The 17,055-nt window shown below is 68.8% G+C and carries 14 protein-coding genes; 9 read left to right on the top strand and 5 right to left on the bottom strand.

The window, feature by feature from the left end; genetic code table 11:
• The first annotated feature begins 67 nt into the window (after positions 1-67).
• Positions 68-1,039 (top strand): phosphotriesterase family protein, encoded by a 972-nt coding sequence (locus IEY70_RS07540; protein ID WP_189064391.1) that lies wholly within the window; start codon positions 68-70, stop codon positions 1,037-1,039.
• Positions 1,040-1,121: 82 nt separating this feature from the next.
• Here IEY70_RS07540 and IEY70_RS07535 read toward each other — a convergent pair whose 3' ends face one another.
• Positions 1,122-1,706, bottom strand: coding sequence for a hypothetical protein (locus IEY70_RS07535; protein ID WP_189064390.1), 585 nt, complete (start codon positions 1,704-1,706; stop codon positions 1,122-1,124).
• 127 nt (positions 1,707-1,833) lie between these two features.
• On the opposite strand from IEY70_RS07535, the gene IEY70_RS07530 reads away from it, so the two are divergent.
• The 4 genes from IEY70_RS07530 to IEY70_RS07515 all read left to right on the top strand — a co-directional run bounded on the left by IEY70_RS07530 (position 1,834) and on the right by IEY70_RS07515 (position 6,355).
• Positions 1,834-2,166: a DMT family transporter gene (locus IEY70_RS07530; protein ID WP_189064389.1), complete on the top strand. Its 333-nt coding sequence runs from the start codon at positions 1,834-1,836 to the stop codon at positions 2,164-2,166.
• Between the two features lie 120 nt (positions 2,167-2,286).
• Positions 2,287-3,279, top strand: coding sequence for a polyprenyl synthetase family protein (locus tag IEY70_RS07525; protein ID WP_189064388.1), 993 nt, complete (start codon positions 2,287-2,289; stop codon positions 3,277-3,279).
• Between the two features lie 425 nt (positions 3,280-3,704).
• On the top strand, positions 3,705-4,949 hold the full coding sequence (locus IEY70_RS07520) for a Glu/Leu/Phe/Val family dehydrogenase (protein ID WP_189064387.1): 1,245 nt from the start codon (positions 3,705-3,707) through the stop codon (positions 4,947-4,949).
• Between the two features lie 53 nt (positions 4,950-5,002).
• Positions 5,003-6,355 carry a Glu/Leu/Phe/Val family dehydrogenase gene (locus IEY70_RS07515; protein ID WP_229777734.1) on the top strand — a complete coding sequence of 451 codons (1,353 nt, stop codon included), beginning with the start codon at positions 5,003-5,005 and terminating at the stop codon, positions 6,353-6,355.
• Positions 6,356-6,439: 84 nt separating this feature from the next.
• Here the strand turns inward: IEY70_RS07515 and IEY70_RS07510 are convergent, their stop codons facing one another.
• The 4 genes from IEY70_RS07510 to IEY70_RS07495 form a co-directional block, all read right to left on the bottom strand.
• Entirely contained in the window at positions 6,440-7,810 is a 1,371-nt protein-coding gene (locus tag IEY70_RS07510) for a cytochrome P450 (RefSeq protein WP_189064386.1), read from the bottom strand.
• Between the two features lie 90 nt (positions 7,811-7,900).
• Complete coding sequence (panB, locus tag IEY70_RS07505; protein WP_189064385.1) at positions 7,901-8,722, bottom strand: 3-methyl-2-oxobutanoate hydroxymethyltransferase; 822 nt, start codon at positions 8,720-8,722, stop codon at positions 7,901-7,903.
• Between the two features lie 117 nt (positions 8,723-8,839).
• Positions 8,840-10,084 (bottom strand): MFS transporter, encoded by a 1,245-nt coding sequence (locus IEY70_RS07500; RefSeq protein ID WP_229777732.1) that lies wholly within the window; start codon positions 10,082-10,084, stop codon positions 8,840-8,842.
• A gap of 140 nt (positions 10,085-10,224) precedes the next feature.
• On the bottom strand, positions 10,225-10,707 hold the full coding sequence (locus IEY70_RS07495) for a DUF420 domain-containing protein (RefSeq protein WP_189064384.1): 483 nt from the start codon (positions 10,705-10,707) through the stop codon (positions 10,225-10,227).
• A 208-nt stretch (positions 10,708-10,915) separates the two neighbouring features.
• On the opposite strand from IEY70_RS07495, the gene IEY70_RS07490 reads away from it, so the two are divergent.
• The 4 genes from IEY70_RS07490 to IEY70_RS07475 all read left to right on the top strand — a co-directional run bounded on the left by IEY70_RS07490 (position 10,916) and on the right by IEY70_RS07475 (position 17,023).
• Complete coding sequence (locus tag IEY70_RS07490; RefSeq protein ID WP_189064383.1) at positions 10,916-11,935, top strand: COX15/CtaA family protein; 1,020 nt, start codon at positions 10,916-10,918, stop codon at positions 11,933-11,935.
• Positions 11,932-12,867: a heme o synthase gene (locus IEY70_RS07485; protein ID WP_189064382.1), complete on the top strand. Its 936-nt coding sequence runs from the start codon at positions 11,932-11,934 to the stop codon at positions 12,865-12,867. The genes IEY70_RS07490 and IEY70_RS07485 overlap by 4 nt, the downstream gene beginning before the upstream one ends.
• A gap of 470 nt (positions 12,868-13,337) precedes the next feature.
• Positions 13,338-14,570 (top strand): cytochrome c oxidase subunit II, encoded by a 1,233-nt coding sequence (gene coxB, locus IEY70_RS07480; RefSeq protein WP_229777731.1) that lies wholly within the window; start codon positions 13,338-13,340, stop codon positions 14,568-14,570.
• Positions 14,567-17,023, top strand: coding sequence for a cbb3-type cytochrome c oxidase subunit I (locus IEY70_RS07475; RefSeq protein ID WP_189064380.1), 2,457 nt, complete (start codon positions 14,567-14,569; stop codon positions 17,021-17,023). Before coxB ends, IEY70_RS07475 begins: the two co-directional genes overlap by 4 nt.
• The last annotated feature ends 32 nt before the right edge of the window (positions 17,024-17,055 follow it).

The following is a 17,055-nucleotide window of genomic DNA, read 5'->3' as shown; positions in this document are numbered from 1 at the left end:
CCCGGCTGAAAGCATGACCTCCTGACACAACACATCAGCCGGGCTTCACGGCCCGCAGGAGGTCCGCATGAGTGCACAGACCGTTACCGGCCCCGTTCCTGCCAGCGAACTGGGATTCACCCTGCCGCACGAGCACGTCCTGTTCGGGTACCCCGGCTATCAGGGCGACCTGACGCTCGGCCCCTTCGACCGGGAGGCAGCCCTGAATGCCTGCGAGGACGTGGCCCGCAACCTGCTGGCGCGTGGCATACGGACGCTGGTGGACGCCACCCCGAACGAGTGCGGGCGCGACCCGGCGTTCCTGCGGGACCTGAGCGAACGCAGCGGCCTGCGCATCCTGTGCAGCAGCGGCTACTACTACGAGGGCGAGGGCGCCGCGACGTACTTCAAGTTCCGGGCGTCCCTGGGTGGCGGCGAGGCCGAGATCGAGGAACTGATGCGCCACGAGGTCACGGCAGGCATCGGCGCGAGCGGCGTGCGGGCCGGGGTGATCAAACTGGCCAGCAGCCGCGACGCGATCACGCCGTACGAGCAGATGTTCTTCCGGGCGGCCGCGCGCGTGCAGCGGGACACGGGCGTGCCGATCATCACGCACACGCAGGAGGGACGGCAGGGGCCGCAGCAGGCGCGGCTCCTGCTGTCGCACGGCGCGGACCCGGCCCGGATCATGATCGGGCACATGGACGGCAACACGGACCCCGCGTACCACCGCGAAACGCTGTCGCACGGCGTGAGCGTCGCCTTCGACCGTATCGGGTTGCAGGGACTGGTGGGCACCCCCACCGACGCGCAGCGTCTGGACGTGCTGACCACGCTGCTGGGCGAGGGCTTCGCGGACCGGATCCTGCTGTCCCACGATTCCATCTGGCAGTGGCTGGGCCGCCCGATTCCCATGCCGGACGCCATCCTGGGCGCCGTGAAGGACTGGCACCCGCTGCACCTGACCGATGACATCCTGCCGGAACTGGAGCGCCGGGGGGTGGGCGCCGAGCAGGTGCAGCAGATGACGGTCGGGAACCCCGCGCGGCTGTTCGGCTGAGCCCCGCACCCACCGACAGCCGGGCGGCCCAGTCGAAATGACTGGGCCGCCCGGCTTGCGCTTCTGGGATTGCGCTACTGGTTCAGTGGCGTTCGCTCTGGAGCTGGCCGCTGCCGACGGCATCTTCGAGTTTCACGGCGCCGTGTTTGCGCATGAGGCTCAGGGCCTCGTCGGCGCGCGTGCCGCTGGGGTCGCGGGCGATGACCATGACGTGGCCGCCCTTGAGTCCGGCGTAGAACTTCTCGGCCTGCGCGGCGGGCACGCCCATGCGGCGCAGCAGGCTGACGTAGTTGCCGTGGTCGCTGCCGGCCAGCGCGCCGAACAGTGCGCCGAGGGCGCCGCCGCCGATCACGCCGAACAGCATGCCCAGCAGGCCGCCTTCCTGGTAGATGCGGGTGACGGGAATGATCAGCAGCAGCAGCCAGATGGGGGTGGTGATGGCGAGGCCGCCGATGATGCCCAGGAACGCGCCGCGCAGGACGCTGGCGGTGCCGCCGGGTTCGCCGGCCTCGGGGCTGACGCCGGTGCGCTGGGCGATGTCCTCCTCGGCGACCACGTCGGTCAGGGCGAAGCCGAGGTGTTCACGTTCGAAGCCGCGCTGCTGCAGGGCTTGCAGGACACCCTGAGCCTGCTGGGGTTCGCGGAAGAGAGCAACGACACTTTCCATACCTAGCGTTTTAGCATGAGGACCATGTGACTGGCGAGGGACAAGCGGGCAGAGGCGGGGGGTTTGCTTCATGTTCGCGTGCGGGGCATGCTGCGGGGGTATGCCGCTACCTGCCTCCGCTCTGTCCGTGTCGCCGCTGTTACTGCTGGGTCTGGCCATCGTGTCGGAGGTTGTCGCGACGAGTGCGTTGCGGGCCAGTGAGGGGTTCACGCGGCCGTGGCCGTCGGTGTTGACGGTGGCGGGGTACGGCGTGGCGTTCTGGCTGATGGGGCAGGCGCTCAGGTCGCTGCCGATCGGGTACACGTACGCCGTGTGGAGCGGGGTGGGGACGGCGCTGGTGGCGGTGATCGGATGGGTGTACTTCCGGGATGCGTTCAGCTGGACGGCGCTGGCCGGGATCGCGTTGATCGTGGGTGGGGTGGCGCTGCTGAACCTGGGGGGCGGGCACGGGAGTCACTGAGGCTGTGCTGGGGCTGTGCTGGGGCCGGGCCACTGCTCCGGCCCGGACGTTGGGGGTGGTGGGGGGATCTTGGCGGGCAGCGGTACGTTTTGCCCCGCCTGCGTTTCCTATACTGCGTCCATGACTGGTGTGGCCGCCCTGTGCGTTCCGGATGCGACGTTCGACGCGCGTCTGCGTGAGGTGCTGCGCTCGGACGTGGAGTTCATCGAGTTGATCGGTGACGATCTGGTCGCGGCGGGGGGCAAGCGCGTGCGGCCGCTGCTGGTGCTGCTGGCCGCGCAGGCGCTGGGCGCGCAGCCGGGCAGTGGGCTGGCGGGCGGGACGGGCGGGTGGGGTGACGTGCTGGACCTGGGTGTGGGCGTGGAGTTGCTGCACTCGGCTTCGCTGCTGCATGACGATCTGATCGACGACGCCGATACGCGGCGGGGGCAGCAGGCGGCGTTCCGGCGGTTCGGGAACGTGGTGAGCGTCATGAGTGGCGATTTCATGCTGTCGCGGTTGCTGGTGCTGCTGTCGGGCATGCCGGGCGGTCCGGCCCTGACGCGCATGTTCGGGCAGACGGCCAGCGTGATCTGCGAGGGTGAGGTGCTGCAGTTTCAGCTGGCGGCGTACCAGGAGTACGAGGTCCGGCATTACCTGCAGGTGATTCACGGGAAGACGGCGGCCCTGACGGAGCTGGCGGCGTCGGCCCCGGCGGTGTTGCTGGGCGCGCCGGCGCACGTGCGGGAGGCGCTGGCGACGTTCGGGCGGGAGTACGGCATGGCGTTCCAGATGCAGGACGATCTGCTGGACCTCGCGGGTGATGAGGCCGTGATCGGTAAGCCGGTGGGCGGTGACCTGCGTGAGGGGAAGGCGACGCTGCCGGTGCTGGCGCTGCTGGACGGCCCGCATGGCAGTGAGGTGCGTGACATCGTGGAGCGGCGGGCGGCGCAGCCGGGTGATGTGGAGCGTGTGCGGCTGCTGGCGGCGCAGTTCGGGGCGCTGGACCGGACGCGTGAGGAGATTCGTCGCCGGGCGCAGCTGGCAATCGACGCGCTGGGGGCGTTGCCGCTCTCGGAGGCGCGTGCGGCGCTGGAGGGGCTGGCGCGGCGTGAGATTGAACGTCTGACCTGACCGCGTGGCGGGGTGCAGGGCAGGATGGGCGGCGGCTTCCGGTGTGGGGGTCGCCGCCAAGCCTGTTGTCCAGCGGGCAGGGACGGGGTGGGGCGGGCAGGGTGGGGGCCGGGGCGACCAGCCCTGCCCGCCCCGACCTGCCGTTTGGGAGGTCGTCGGGGGGCTGCGCGCAAGATTGCTGCGCTGGAACCGGTTCATGTTTTTCGCGTGAGGAGCGCAGCGAAACGGGGTTGACGCCGGATTGAATACTGGATACAACTTGATGGGTCTCACCTGTTCAGCCCACCCCGTCAGCGGGCCAGCCGTGGCCCCGCACCTGTCTATGCGACTGCGCGCAGGCGTGTATGCTTCGGGGGCCAAAACCCACCCCACCCACCCCCTCGCCCCGACTTCAGGCCACCCCCGGAAGACAAGGAGAACCACTCATGCGGGCATCAGGACTCAACTGGCAGGGCCTCATGGAACAGCTCCAGCAGGCGCTGCCCCACTGCGAGGTCACCGACCAGTCCCTCGCGTACTTCAAATACCCCAAACGCACCGTCAGCGTGAACCTGCCGGTCCGCATGGACGACGGCAGCATCCGCGTGTTCCGCGGCTACCGCACCGTGCACAGCACCTCGCGCGGCCCCAGCATGGGCGGCGTGCGCCTGCACGCGGGCGTCAACGCGCACGAGTGCGAGGTGCTCGCCGCGATCATGACCCTCAAGGCCGCCGTGGCCGACCTGCCGCTCGGCGGCGCCAAGGGCGGCGTGGACGTGGACCCCGGCGAACTCAGCGCCCACGAGATGGAAGGCCTGCTGCGCCGCTACACCAGCGAACTGGTCGAACTGATCGGCCACAGCGAGGACATCCTCGCGCCCGACATCGGCACCGACGCGCAGGCCATGGCCTGGATGCTCGACACGTACAACGAGAACACCGGTCAGACCAGTAACGGCGTGGTCGTCGGCAAACCCCTGGCGCTGGGCGGCAGTTACGGCAGCAAGGACTCGCGCGGCCGCAGCGCCGCCCTGGTCGCCGCGCGCGTCCTGCGCGAGAACGGCGAGAGCGTCGAGCGCGCCCGCGTGGCCGTGTACGGCTTCGGGGACGGGGGCCGCAAGGCCGCGCAGACCCTCGCCGCCGCCGGGGCGCTGATCGTGGCCGTCAGCGACCAGGACGGCGCCGCGTACGCCAGCAGCGGCCTGGACCTCGACGCCCTCAGCACCTACCGCGAGGCGAACGGCACGGTGCGCGGCTTCGCCACCGACATCACCGCCGACGAGGTCATCGAACTGGACGTGGACCTGCTGATGCTCGCCTACGACTACGGCAGCGTGAACGCCGGGAACGCCCACGCCGTGCGCGCCCGCTACGTCGTGGAGACCACCAACCGCGCCGTGCTGCCCGAGGCCGAACGCTTCCTGCACGGCCAGGGCGTCACGGTGATTCCGGACCTGATCGCCAGCATCGGCGGGGTCGTCGTGAACTACCTCGAATGGGTGCAGGACGCCAGCAACTTCTTCTGGACCGAGGAAGAGATCGAGTCCGCCATCGACATGCGCGTGGACGCCGCCGTGGACGCCGTGCTGGAATTCATGCGTACCCGCCAGACCGACATGCGCACCGCCGCCTACGCCCTGGCCCTGAACCGACTGCACAACGCGACCGTCATGCGCGGCCTGTACCCGTAACCGGCGCCAACCTGCCCCTCCCCTGCTTTCTCCCCTCCGAAGGAGGCCCCACCATGACCGCCACCCAGGACCCCAGCCATCAGGACCCCGGCCAGCAGAATTCCGGCCACCAGCCCCAGAAGAAGTACGGCGCGCACGACATTCCCAGTTACCTCGACCCGAACAACCTCGGGCCGTACGAGATCTACCTCGAGCAGGTCGAGCGTGTCACGCCGTACCTGGGTAAACTCGCGTACTGGGTCGAGACCCTTAAGCGGCCCAAACGGATTCTGGTCGTGGACGTGCCCATTCACCTCGACGACGGCACCGTCGCGCACTTCGAGGGCTACCGCGTGCAGCACAACACCTCGCGCGGCCCCGCCAAGGGCGGCGTGCGTTTCCACCAGGACGTGACGCTCAGCGAGGTCATGGCACTCTCGGCGTGGATGACCATCAAGAACGCCGCCGTGAACCTCCCGTACGGGGGCGGCAAGGGCGGTATCCGCATCGACCCGCGCAAGTACTCCACCGGGGAACTCGAGCGCCTGACGCGCCGCTACACCACCGAGATCGGCCTGATCATCGGGCCGGAGAAGGACATTCCCGCGCCGGACGTGAACACCAACCCGCAGACGATGGCGTGGATGATGGACACGTACTCCATGAACGTGGGCCGCACCGCGACCGGCGTCGTGACCGGCAAACCCGTGTCGCTGGGCGGCAGCCTGGGCCGCGCGGACGCCACCGGGCGCGGCGTGTTCGTCGCCGGGGCCGAGGCGCTGAAGAAACTCGGCATGCCGCTGGAGGGCGCGCGGGTGGCCGTGCAGGGCTTCGGGAACGTCGGCGAGGCCGCGTCCCGCATCTTCCATGAGCACGGCGCGCGGATCGTGGCCATTCAGGACGTGAGCGGCACCATCCACAGCAGCGCCGGGATCGACCCGGCCGCCGCGCTGGAGCACCTGCGCCGCACCGGCTCGATCCTGGGCCTGCCCGGCACCGAGGAACTGAAACGCGACGAGTTCTGGGACGTGGACTGCGACGTCCTGATTCCCGCCGCGCTGGAAAAACAGATCACGCTGGAGAACGCCGGGCGCATCCGGGCAAAACTGATCGTCGAGGGCGCCAACGGCCCCACCATTCCCGCCGCCGACGACCTGCTCGCCGAACGCGGCGTGACCGTCGTGCCGGACGTGCTGGCCAACGCGGGCGGCGTGACCGTGTCGTACTTCGAGTGGGTGCAGGACTTCAGCTCGTTCTTCTGGACCGAGGACGAGATCAACAAACGCCTCGACCGGATCATGAGCGAGGCCTTCGTGAGCCTCTGGGACGTGAAGGAACGCCACGGCGTGACCCTGCGCACCGCCGTGTACATCGTCGCCTGCACCCGCGTGCTCGAAGCGCGCGCGCTGCGCGGCCTGTACCCGTGAGGGTCGATGGTTGAAGGTCGATAGGTGATGGAGGATGGGTGATGGAGAGCGGGAACGCCTCCATCACCCATCCCCTTTTAACCATCAACCGTTCACTGCTCCCCCTTGCCTGGGTTGCACGCGCAGGGGCAGGCCCCCCTGTGGGCGCAGGCTGATGGCGGGTTCCAGGCGCAGGGGCCGCACGGTCTGGTACGTGAAGGCCTGCACCAGTCCGGCCAGGGCGACCGCGGCTTCCAGGCGCGCGAACTCCCGGCCGATGCAGATGCGGCCACCCCCACCGAACGGGAAGTACGCGTACTTGGGCAGGCGGGCTTCCAGGCCGTCCAGCCAGCGTTCCGGCCGGAATTCCCCGGGCGCGTCGAAGAAACGCGGGTCGCGCTGCGTGACCCAGTGGTTGATCACGAACAGCGTGCCGGGCGGCGCGACGTACCCGCCGACCGTCACCTCCTGCCGCGCCTCGCGCTGCGTGCTCCACGCGGCCGGGTACAGGCGCAGCGTTTCCTTGATGACGGCGTCCAGGAACGGCAGGCTGCGCAGGTCGCCCAGTTCCGGCAGGCGGCCACCTGTCACGCCGCCCAGCACGCTGCTCAGCTCCTGCGCGAGCCGCTGCTCGGCGTCTGGGTGCGTGGCGAGCAGGTACAGCGCGAAACTCAGGGTGCTGGCGGTCGTGTCGTGCCCGGCCAGCAGGATGTTCTTCACCTCGTCGAGCAGTTGCGGGTCGGTCATGGGCTGCCCGCTGTCGTCCCGCGCCGAGAGCAGCATGTCCAGCAGGTCGTCGTGCGTGCCGCCCGCCGCGCGGCGCCCGGCGATCAGTTGCTTCATGACGGCGTCCATGTCGTCACTGCCCCGCCGGAACTGACGGCGGGCGGGCGTGGGCAGGCCCGCCGGGAGCGGCACGCCGTAGTTGCGCCGGAAGCCGGTCAGCGCGTCGTCCAGCGCGCGTGAGATGCGCTCGACCTGGTCGCTGTTCTCTGGGAGGCCCATCACGCTGCGCATCACGATCCGCAGGGTCATGCTCGACAGGTCGGCATTGACGTCCCGCACGCCGCCCGCCGCCCAGTCCTGGCAGAGCGCCTGCGTCTGCGCCTGCATGACACTCAGGTACCCCTGAATGCGGGCGCTGTGGAAGGCCGGTTGCGCCAGTCGCCGCTGCCGCAACCAGAAGTCCCCTTCCGAGACCAGCAGGCCCCCGCCCAGCAGCCGGGCCAGCAGCGGGTCGCGCTGAAGGCCCTTGTCGAACAGGCGGCCCGTCTGGATGTGCAGCGTCTCGATGTCGGCCGGGTGACTGACCACCCAGACCTCGCGCCCAGCCAGCCCCACGCGCACCACGTCCCCGTACTCGCGGCTGATGCGGGTCATGAAGCCCAGCACGTCCCGCATCAGGGCGGGCGCGTGCCCCACCAGAGGCAGGCCCGGCGGGCGCGGCGGCAGGGCAGCGGTAGCAGAGGCAGTCATACCCGGAGTCTAACCAGACGGCCGATAGCGGATGGCAGATGGCAGATGGCGGATCGAAGCCTGCGCAGGCTCGCCCCTCCGGCCCCGCCTTCAGTACAGTTTGCCCAGCACGTCGTCCTTCATCACGAAGGAGTTCTCCTTTGTGGGGAAGGCGCGGGCGCGCACCTCGGCGGCGTAGGCTTCGATGGCCTCGCGGGACAGGCGGCCCACCTCGGCGTAGCGTTTGGCGATCTTCTTGTCCTCACCCTCGTACACGCCCAGCAGGTCGTGCGTGACGAGCACCTGCCCGTCGCACCCGACGCCCGCCCCGATGCCGATGGTGGGCACGCTCAGGCGTTCGCTGATCAGGTTCGCCAGCCGGGCCGGAATGGCCTCCAGCACCACGCTGAACGCCCCGGCGGCCTCCAGCGCCACAGCACCCTCCAGGGTCGCGCGGGCCGTGTCGTCGTCCTTGCCCTGCACGCGCAGGCCACCCTGGGCGGTCGCAGTCTGCGGCATCAGGCCCACGTGACCCATCACGGGAATGCCGTTGCGGGTCAGGGTCTGCACCACCTGAAGGATCTCGGGCGTGGCGCCTTCCATCTTGATGGCGTCCGCGCCGGTCTCCTGAATGACCCGCACGGCGCTGCGCATGGCGTCCTGCACGCCCGTGTGGTACGTGCCGAACGGCAGGTCCACGACCATGAACGTGCCGGGCGCGCCGCGCCGCACCGCGCGGGCGTGGTGGATCATGTCGCCCAGCGTGACGGGCGCGGTGCTGTCGTAGCCCAGCACCACGTTGCCCAGGCTGTCGCCCACCAGGATCAGGTCCACGCCGGCCGCCTCGGCGTGCCGCCCGCCAGGGTAATCGTAGGCGGTGACCATCACCAGCGGCGCGGCGGAGTGCTGTAACTCCGGAATGCTGCGTTTCATGCGGGCAGGGTAGCAGGTCACGCCGCACGCTTCTGGACTGCGCCCCGCTGGCGGCGAGGGCGCGGCATACGGACTCCGATTGAATGGCTTTTGCAGTCCATTCAACCGGCGTCCGTGTCAGTCCTCGATGTCCGCGAGGTTCATGGCGCGCAGTTCGGGGGCCAGGGCGGCCGTGACGGCCACGACAATCAGCGTGACCACGCCACCCACCCACACGCTGCGGCCCGTGCCGAGCAGCCGGGCGGCGACGCCACTCTCGAACGCGCCGAGTTCGTTGCTGGCCCCGATGAACATGCCGCTGACGGCGTTCACGCGGCCGCGCATGTGGTCCGGGGTTTTCAGTTGCAGGGTGGCGCTGCGGATGACCATGCTGATCCCGTCGAACAGCCCGGCGGCGACCAGCGCGGCCACACTGAGCGCGAAGTTCTGTGACAGGCCGAACACCAGCATGCACACGCCGAAGCCCGCCACGGCCAGCAGCAGGGTGCGTCCGGCCCCCACGCCGGGCGGGCGGCGGGTGGCGTACAGCATGACGGCCAGGGCGCCCACGCTGGGCGCGGCGACCAGCACACCCAGCCCGGTCGGCCCGACCCGCAGGATGTCGCTGGCGAACACCGGCAGCAGGGCGACGGCGCCGCCGAACAGCACGCTGAACAGGTCCAGCGCCATGCTGCCCACCAGCACCTGCCGACCCAGCACGAAGGCCAGTCCGGCCTTGATGCTGTCCACGAACGGTTCGCCGGGCGTGAAGGCCGGGCGGGGTTTGGGTTTCACGTACGCCACGCACGCCAGCGAGACCCCCAGCAGCGCGGCCGCGAAGGCGTACGCTCCGGCCGGGCCGACCGACGCGTACAGCACGCCGCCCAGTGCGGGGCCGATGATCGCGGCGGCCTGCCACGCACTGGACCGCCACGCGCTGGCCCGCAGCAGCAGTTCACGCGGCACGACCTGCGCCTGGAACGCCGGGAGGGCCGGGTCGGAAAAGCCGCGCGCGACCCCCAGCGTGAAGATCAGTGCCAGCAGCGGCCAGATGCCGTGCTGCGCGGCGTGCGGGGCGTACAGCGTGAACAGCGCGGCGCACAGCACTTCTGCGCTGATGGTGGCCAGCAGGATGCGGCGGCGGTCGTTGCGGTCGGCGACCACGCCGCCCAGCAGCGCGAGGCTCAGGGCGGGGATCGCCTCGACCAGTCCCAGCACCCCCAGCGTCAGGGGGTCTTTCGTCAACTGGTACAGCTGGTACGCGACGGTCAGGGCAACGGCGCGGCTGGCCAGGGTGCTGGTCACGGCGGCGAGCAGCATGGCGCGGAATTCCGGCAGGTGCAGCACGTTGGCGGGCGGGGTTGGAGTGGGCGCGGACGTCACGGCCCGCAGTGTAGGCCCGCCCCGGAACGCGGCCGGCCGGCGTTCCGGGGGTGTCCGGTCCAGCGGAACAACAGCAGTGGCCACCACAGCAGAGCGGCACCCGGCGCCCGAAGGTTCCAGGTGCCGGAATGCGCCGGGGCCTACGCGCCCTTGATGACCTCGCCGTAACTGTGCAGCACGAGGTAGATGATCCAGCCGGTCACGGCCACGTACAGCCACACCGGCACCGTCCAGCGCACCCAGGCGCGGTGCTTGTTGAAGTACCCGCGCGCCGCCGGAGCGTCGATGTTGCCCAGGTTCCCGGCGGCCTGCAGACCCTTGACGGCGTTCCACAGGGCGCCCACGGCCAGCGGCAGGTTCGCGGCGGCCAGGATGATGTGGCTGATCAGCAGCACGAAGTACGCCGTGCGCCACTCCTCGGGTCCGGCGTACTTCTTCTCGTAGCCCAGGCCCAGGCGGGTCAGGTACAGCACTAGGAAGATGGTCGCCAGGGTCACGGCGACGGTCATGGCGCGCATGTGCGCTTCACGCATGCCGCGCCGGATGAGGTACACGCCCACGCACAGGGCCAGGCCGCTCAGGACGATCGTGATGACCGCCCACTGGTTGATCGTTTCCGCCATATCGGCCCCAGTGTACGGGGGTGGGTGCAGGGCAGGTGTCTCCCCTTCCCCCGGCGGGTGCAGGTGCGGGCGGCTCCTGCCGGGAAGAGCCAGCGGCGCCAGGGGCAGGCGGGAGCGGGGGGACAATCGGCTGCCAGGGGGGGCGGGTAGAATGCGAGGCGCTGACCGCCGCCCCGCCAGGGTGCTCTGGCGGCGAGGAAGGTGAAACATGAGTGGAACGCTGACAGTTCCCCGCGCGGCTGCGGGCGCTTGGCTCCCCCGGCTGGCCTGGGCGGCGCTGATCTACAACGTGCTGGTGATCCTGTGGGGCGCGGTCGTGCGCATCACGGGGGCCGGGGCCGGGTGCGGGGATCACTGGCCGCTGTGTAACGGCGTGGTCATCCCGCAGAGTCCGACGCTGCACACGGTCATCGAATACAGTCACCGCCTGACCAGTGGGGCCAGCGGACTGCTGGCGATCGCACTGGTGGCGCTGGCGTTCCGTTCCACGGGACGCGGGCACCCGGCGCGGTTCGGGGCGGTCCTGAGCCTGGGCCTGATCATCCTGGAAGGACTGGTGGGCGGCGTGCAGGTGCTGCTGGGCCTGACCGCCGACAGCACCGACCCGGCGCGCGGGTTCGTGCAGGGTATTCACCTGGCGAACACGTTCCTGCTGCTGGGCGCGCTGCTGCTCACGGCGCTGTGGGCGTCCGGCGCGCCGGGCCTGCGACTGCGGCGGCAGGGACTGGTCGGCGCCTGGAGTTACGTGGGCCTGGGCCTGCTGCTGGTGCTGGGCATGGCGGGCGCCGTCACGGCGCTGGGTGACCTGCTGTTCGCCCCGGCAGCCAGCAGCACGCCCATCGAGACGGTCAAGCGGGACTTCGGCGTGACGGCCAGCGTGATCGAGAACCTGCGCGTCGTGCATCCCATGCTGGCGGTGCTGACCAGCGCGTTCCTGGTATGGCTGGGCGTGTTCCTGCGCCGTGAACGACCGGGCGCCGGGACGAACCGCTGGAGCGCGGCCGTGTGGGCGCTGCTGGGCGCGCAGATGGTGGCGGGCTTCGCGAACGTGGCCCTGAAAGCACCGGGCTGGATGCAACTGACGCACCTGCTGCTGGCGTGCGCGCTGTGGCTGGCGACGGTTATGCTGGTGTACCGCGCCCTGAGCGCGCTGCGGGTGCAGCCCCGCGCGGCAGGCCGGAGTACCCCGGACGCCACGCCGAACCGATCAAGGGAAGTGAACGTATGACGACCGAATCCATCCCGGCGAACGCCGGAGCCCCGCAGGTGCGCGCCACGTGGCGTGATTACCTCGCGCTGACCAAACCGAAGGTCATCAGCCTGCTGCTGTGGACGACCGTGACGGCCATGTTCATGGCCGAGCGCGGCTGGCCCGGCGGGTGGCTGCTGCTGGTGGTCAGCGTGGCCGGGTACGCGTCGGCCGGGTCGGCGGGCGTGTTCAACATGATCATCGACCGCGACATCGACCTGAAGATGGCCCGCACGGCCAAGCGCCCCACCAGCAGCGGCCTGATCAGCACGCGCAGCGCCGCGATCTTCGGCGCCACGTTGCAGGTGCTGTCGTTCGCCATGCTGTGGGTGTGGGGCACGCCGCTGGCCGCCTGGATGAGCCTGGCGGGCTTCCTGACATACGTGGTGGTGTACACGCAACTGCTCAAGCGCAACACCTGGCACAACATCGTGCTGGGCGGCGCGGCCGGGTGCTTCCCGCCGCTGGTGGGCTGGGCGGCCGTGACGGGCGACCTGAACCTGTTCGCGTGGTTCCTGTTCGCGATCATCTTCTTCTGGACGCCCGTGCACTTCTGGGCGCTGGCCCTGATGATCAAGGACGAGTACCGCGAGGTCGGGATTCCCATGCTGCCCGTGGTGCACGGCGACCGGCTGACGGTCGCGCAGATCGGCCTGTACGCCATCTACACGGTGGTGCTGTCGGTGATGCCGGTGTTCTTCCGCGAGGTCGGCGCGATCTACTTCGTGGCGGCGGCCGGGCTGGGCGGGTGGCTGCTGGTGCTGTCGTGGCGGCTGTACCGGCACGTGATGGCCGGGAACAAGGTCGAGCGGCGCGTGGCCGTGCCGCTGTACCTGTACTCGATGCTGTACCTGGCGCTGCTGTTCGTGGCGGGCGCGGCGGACCGCATGGTGTTCGCGCACCTGCTGTAACCACACTGGTGCGCCGTGCAGGCCTCGCCGTTCTCCCGGCGGGGCCTGCCTCATACGGACTCCGATTGAATGGGCTGCAAAGACCATTCAATCCGAGCGGATGCGAGAAGGAGCAAAACGGGTTCCGGACGTGGAGTTGGCAACCCGGTGCTGTTCCGGGTTGTTAACGAAACAAACGGAATCCGTATCATTGGTGCTTCATGGTGGACGATGTGGGCGGGGGTTGCTGCGTCCCTCATGCACGGCGCGCGGCGGCTGGGCATGATAGCGGGGTTCGGAAGGCGCGTCCGCCGGGCCGACTGGCAGGCCATCAGGACACTTGCCCGTTCCTCATGGTGTCTCATGGGGGGTATGCCTGACCGGTCGGTAGAATTCGGGGCGTGTGTTGTGCTCTGGCAGGACGCATGTGGGCGTTCCGTGTGACGCGCACAACCCCGTATGACGCTTTAGACTGCAAGCAGAGGAAAGGAGTGAAGTTGAACACCACCAAACACCGCCACAGCGGCACACGGAGGCGACCCATCACGCGGCCCATCGCGGCGGCGGCGCTGGGCGCCACACTGCTCACCGGCTGTCAGCAGGCCAACCAATCCCTGTTCATCGGGGACATGTCGTCTGCTTACAACCGCGAAATCTGGTGGATGAGCGTCTGGGCGATTGTCCTGTCGATCATCATCTTCGTCGGCGTGTCGTACGCGCTGTTCTACACCGTGCAGAAGTTCCGCGAGGACAGGCACGACGCGCCCCCCGCGCAGTTCCACGGGAACAACCGCCTGGAGGTCATCCTGGTGGCCGTGCCCGTGGTGATCGTGTTCGGCCTGAGCATCCTGACGGTGCGCTCCATGGCGATCCTGAACCCCACGCCCGAGCAGGCCACCAAGATCGACGTGCTGGGCAAGCAGTTCTGGTGGAACTTCGCGTACCCCGAAACCACCAGTGACGCGGGCGGCGTGGTCACCAACGGCAACGAGTTCATCATGCCGACCAAGCAGCCGGTCGCGCTGACCATCACCAGCGGCGACGTCATCCACGGCTTCTGGGCGCCGAACATCGGTGGCCAGCGCGCCGCGATGCCCGCCGTCAAGAAAACCTGGCAGGTGGACACGGAACGCGCCGGGGTGTACCAGGGCAACTGCTCGCAGCTGTGCGGCGGTTCGCACGCCAACATGCGGTACAAGGTCATCGCGCTCGATCAGGACCGCTACGACGCGACCCTGGCCGCCATGAAGGCCTACCGCGCCCCCGAACCCGACCCCGGCAGCGCCGAGGCTCGCGGGTACGCGCTGTTCATGCAGGGCAAGGCCAGCACGGCCGCCGTGGCCTGCGCCGCCTGCCACCGCGTGCAGGGCACGCCCGCCGCCGGTGTGGCCGGGCCGGACCTGAGCTTCTTCGGCACGCGCCGCACCCTGGGTGCCGGCATGTGGGAAGCCATGAGCGCCGCGCAGTGGACCGAGCCCAAGGCCAAAGAGCAGCTGCACGAGTGGATCAAGCACAGCCCCACCGTGAAACCCGGCAGCCTGATGCCCTCCTACGACGGCAGCGAGTACCTCAGCAAGGGCCAGAAACTCAAGGGCGGCGTCCTGACCGACGACGAGATTGACGATATCGCCGCGTACCTGCGCAGCCTGAAACTGCCCGAGGAAGCGGACTACTGGCGGGAAACGCCGGTCATCGGCGCGAACGCCAGCGGAGGCACCCAGTGACCGTTCAGCACGCACCCCTTCAGGAGTCCAGCGCCCGCCCCGGCGTGTGGGCGGTCCTGAAGGACTACATGATGACCACCGATCACAAGAAGATCGGAACGCTCTACATCCTGACCAGCATCATCGGGTTCGCCATCGCGGGCCTGCTGGCCGTGGGCATCCGCCTGCAGCTGGCCGTGCCGGACAACACCTTCCTGGTCGGGAACACCTACAACCAGGTGCTGACCCTGCACGCCGCGCTGATGATCTTCTTCTTCCTGATTCCGATCGGTCTGTTCGGCTTCGGGAACTGGTTCCTGCCGCTGCAACTCGGTATCCGTGACGTGGCGCTGCCGCGCATCAACACGTTCGCGGTGTGGCTGTTCATCTTCAGCCTGGTTCTGGTCATCACGGGCCTCGCCAACGGCGGCGCGCCCGGCGTCGGCTGGACCTTCTACTACCCCCTGAGCGTGGACGCCAACCAGACCGGCGTGGCCGTCCTGATGGTCGCACTGACCCTGAACGGCATCGCGTCGCTGCTGGGCAGCGCGAACTTCGCGGCGACCATCGTGAACATGCGCGCCCCCGGCATGAGCCTGTGGAAGATGCCCATCTTCGTGTGGAGCATCTTTGCGACCTCGATCCTGCAGCTGATCTCGCTGGGCGGCCTGACCGCCGCGGCGCTCGTCACGTACCTGGAACTGAAGCTGGGCCTGAGCATGTTCAACCCCGGCATCGGCGGCGTGCCCGTCATGTTCCAGCAGTTCTTCTGGTTCTACTCTCACCCGGCTGTGTACGTGATGCTGCTGCCGTACCTGGGCATCGGCGCGGAGATCGCCAGCACCATGGCCCGCAAGCCGCTGTTCGGGTACCGCGTGATGGTGTACTCGATCCTGGCGATCGTGCTGGTCAGCCTGCTGGTGTGGGTGCACCACATGTTCGCCGTGGGCCTGCCCGACGCCTGGCAGATCGCGTTCATGATCGCCACGCTGATCGTGGCCGTCCCGACCGGCGTGAAGATCTTCAACCTGATCGGCACCCTGTGGGGCGGGCGGATCGTCATGAAGAGCCCCACGTACTGGCTGGTGGGCTTCATCTTCAACTTCCTGATCGGCGGGATCACCGGCGTGAGCCTGGGCATGATTCCCTTCGATTACCAGGTCACCATGTCGTACTACGTCGTGGCGCACTTCCATAACGTGATGATGTTCGGCACGGCGTTCCTGGCGATGGGCGGCCTGTACTACTGGTGGCCCAAGATGACCGGCCGCTTCATGAGCGAGAAGCTGGGCCTGTGGCACTTCTGGCTGTTCATGATCGGCTCGTGGATGACCTTCCTGCCGCAGTACATCCTGGGTCTGCTGGGCATGCCGCGCCGTTACTACACCTACCCCGAAGGGAACTTCGCCTGGAGCGAACTGAACCTGATCAGCACGCTGGGCGCCCTCACGCTGCTGGCCGGCGGGATCGTGTGGGTGTGGAACATGCTGCAGAGCTTCCGCGCGCCCGCCACGGCCTCCCCCAACCCCTGGGGCGGTTTCACGCTGGAATGGACGGCGGCCAGCCCGCCCGCCGCGTACAACTTCGCGCACGAGTTCCCCACCAACTTCCCCACCGAACGCCCCCTGTACGACTGGGAGCAGAGCGGTGAGACCCTGACCCCCGTGGACCCCAAGAGCATTCACCTGCCCGTGGACAGCTGGGGCCCCTTCCTGACGGCCGCCGCGCTGCTGCTGATGGGCTACGGCCTGAGCTTCGGTTGGTTCACCAACTACACGCCCACCGGCGGCCTGAAGCCCTTCTTCGACGCCGCGCCCGGCCACGTGTTCGCGTCCATCGTGCTGTACCTGAGCATCCCGCTGTTCCTGTTCGCGATGTTCAAGTGGGCCGGTACGCGCGAGTACGACGTGCCCGTCGCGCACCACCACCTGACCAAGTACGACAACGGCTTCATGGGCATGAGCTGGTTCATCATCAGCGAAGTCGGTCTGTTCGGCGTGCTGATCGCCGGGTACGTGTACCTGCGCGTGATCGGGGCCGCCGAGCCGCCCGCGCTGCGCCCGAACATCTGGCTGGCCGCGCTGAACACCCTGGTGCTCGTCACGAGTTCCTTCGTGATTCACCGCGCCGAGCAGGACAACCACCACGGCAAGCTGACCCGCTTCCGCCTGGGCCTGTTCATCACGCTGATCCTGGGCGCCGTGTTCATGATCTTCCAGGTGTACGAGTTCACGCTGTTCGGCGTGGAAAGCGACTGGAAACAGAACCTGTGGCAGGCGTGCTTCTTCACCATCGTCGGCCTGCACGGTCTGCACATCCTGATCGGCGGCACCGGCGTGGCCCTGCCCTTCTACCAGGCCATGACCGGCAAGATGGACAAGTACAACCACGGTTCCATCACGCCCGCCAGCCTGTACTGGCACCTGGTGGACGTCGTGTGGCTGCTGATCGTCGCGATCTTCTACGCCTGGTAACCACAGACCGTAGGAGCGAAAGGGGGACGCCT

Source organism: Deinococcus seoulensis (assembly GCF_014648115.1).
GTDB lineage: Bacteria > Deinococcota > Deinococci > Deinococcales > Deinococcaceae > Deinococcus > Deinococcus seoulensis.
This window is presented reverse-complemented; position numbering and strand designations above follow the sequence as displayed.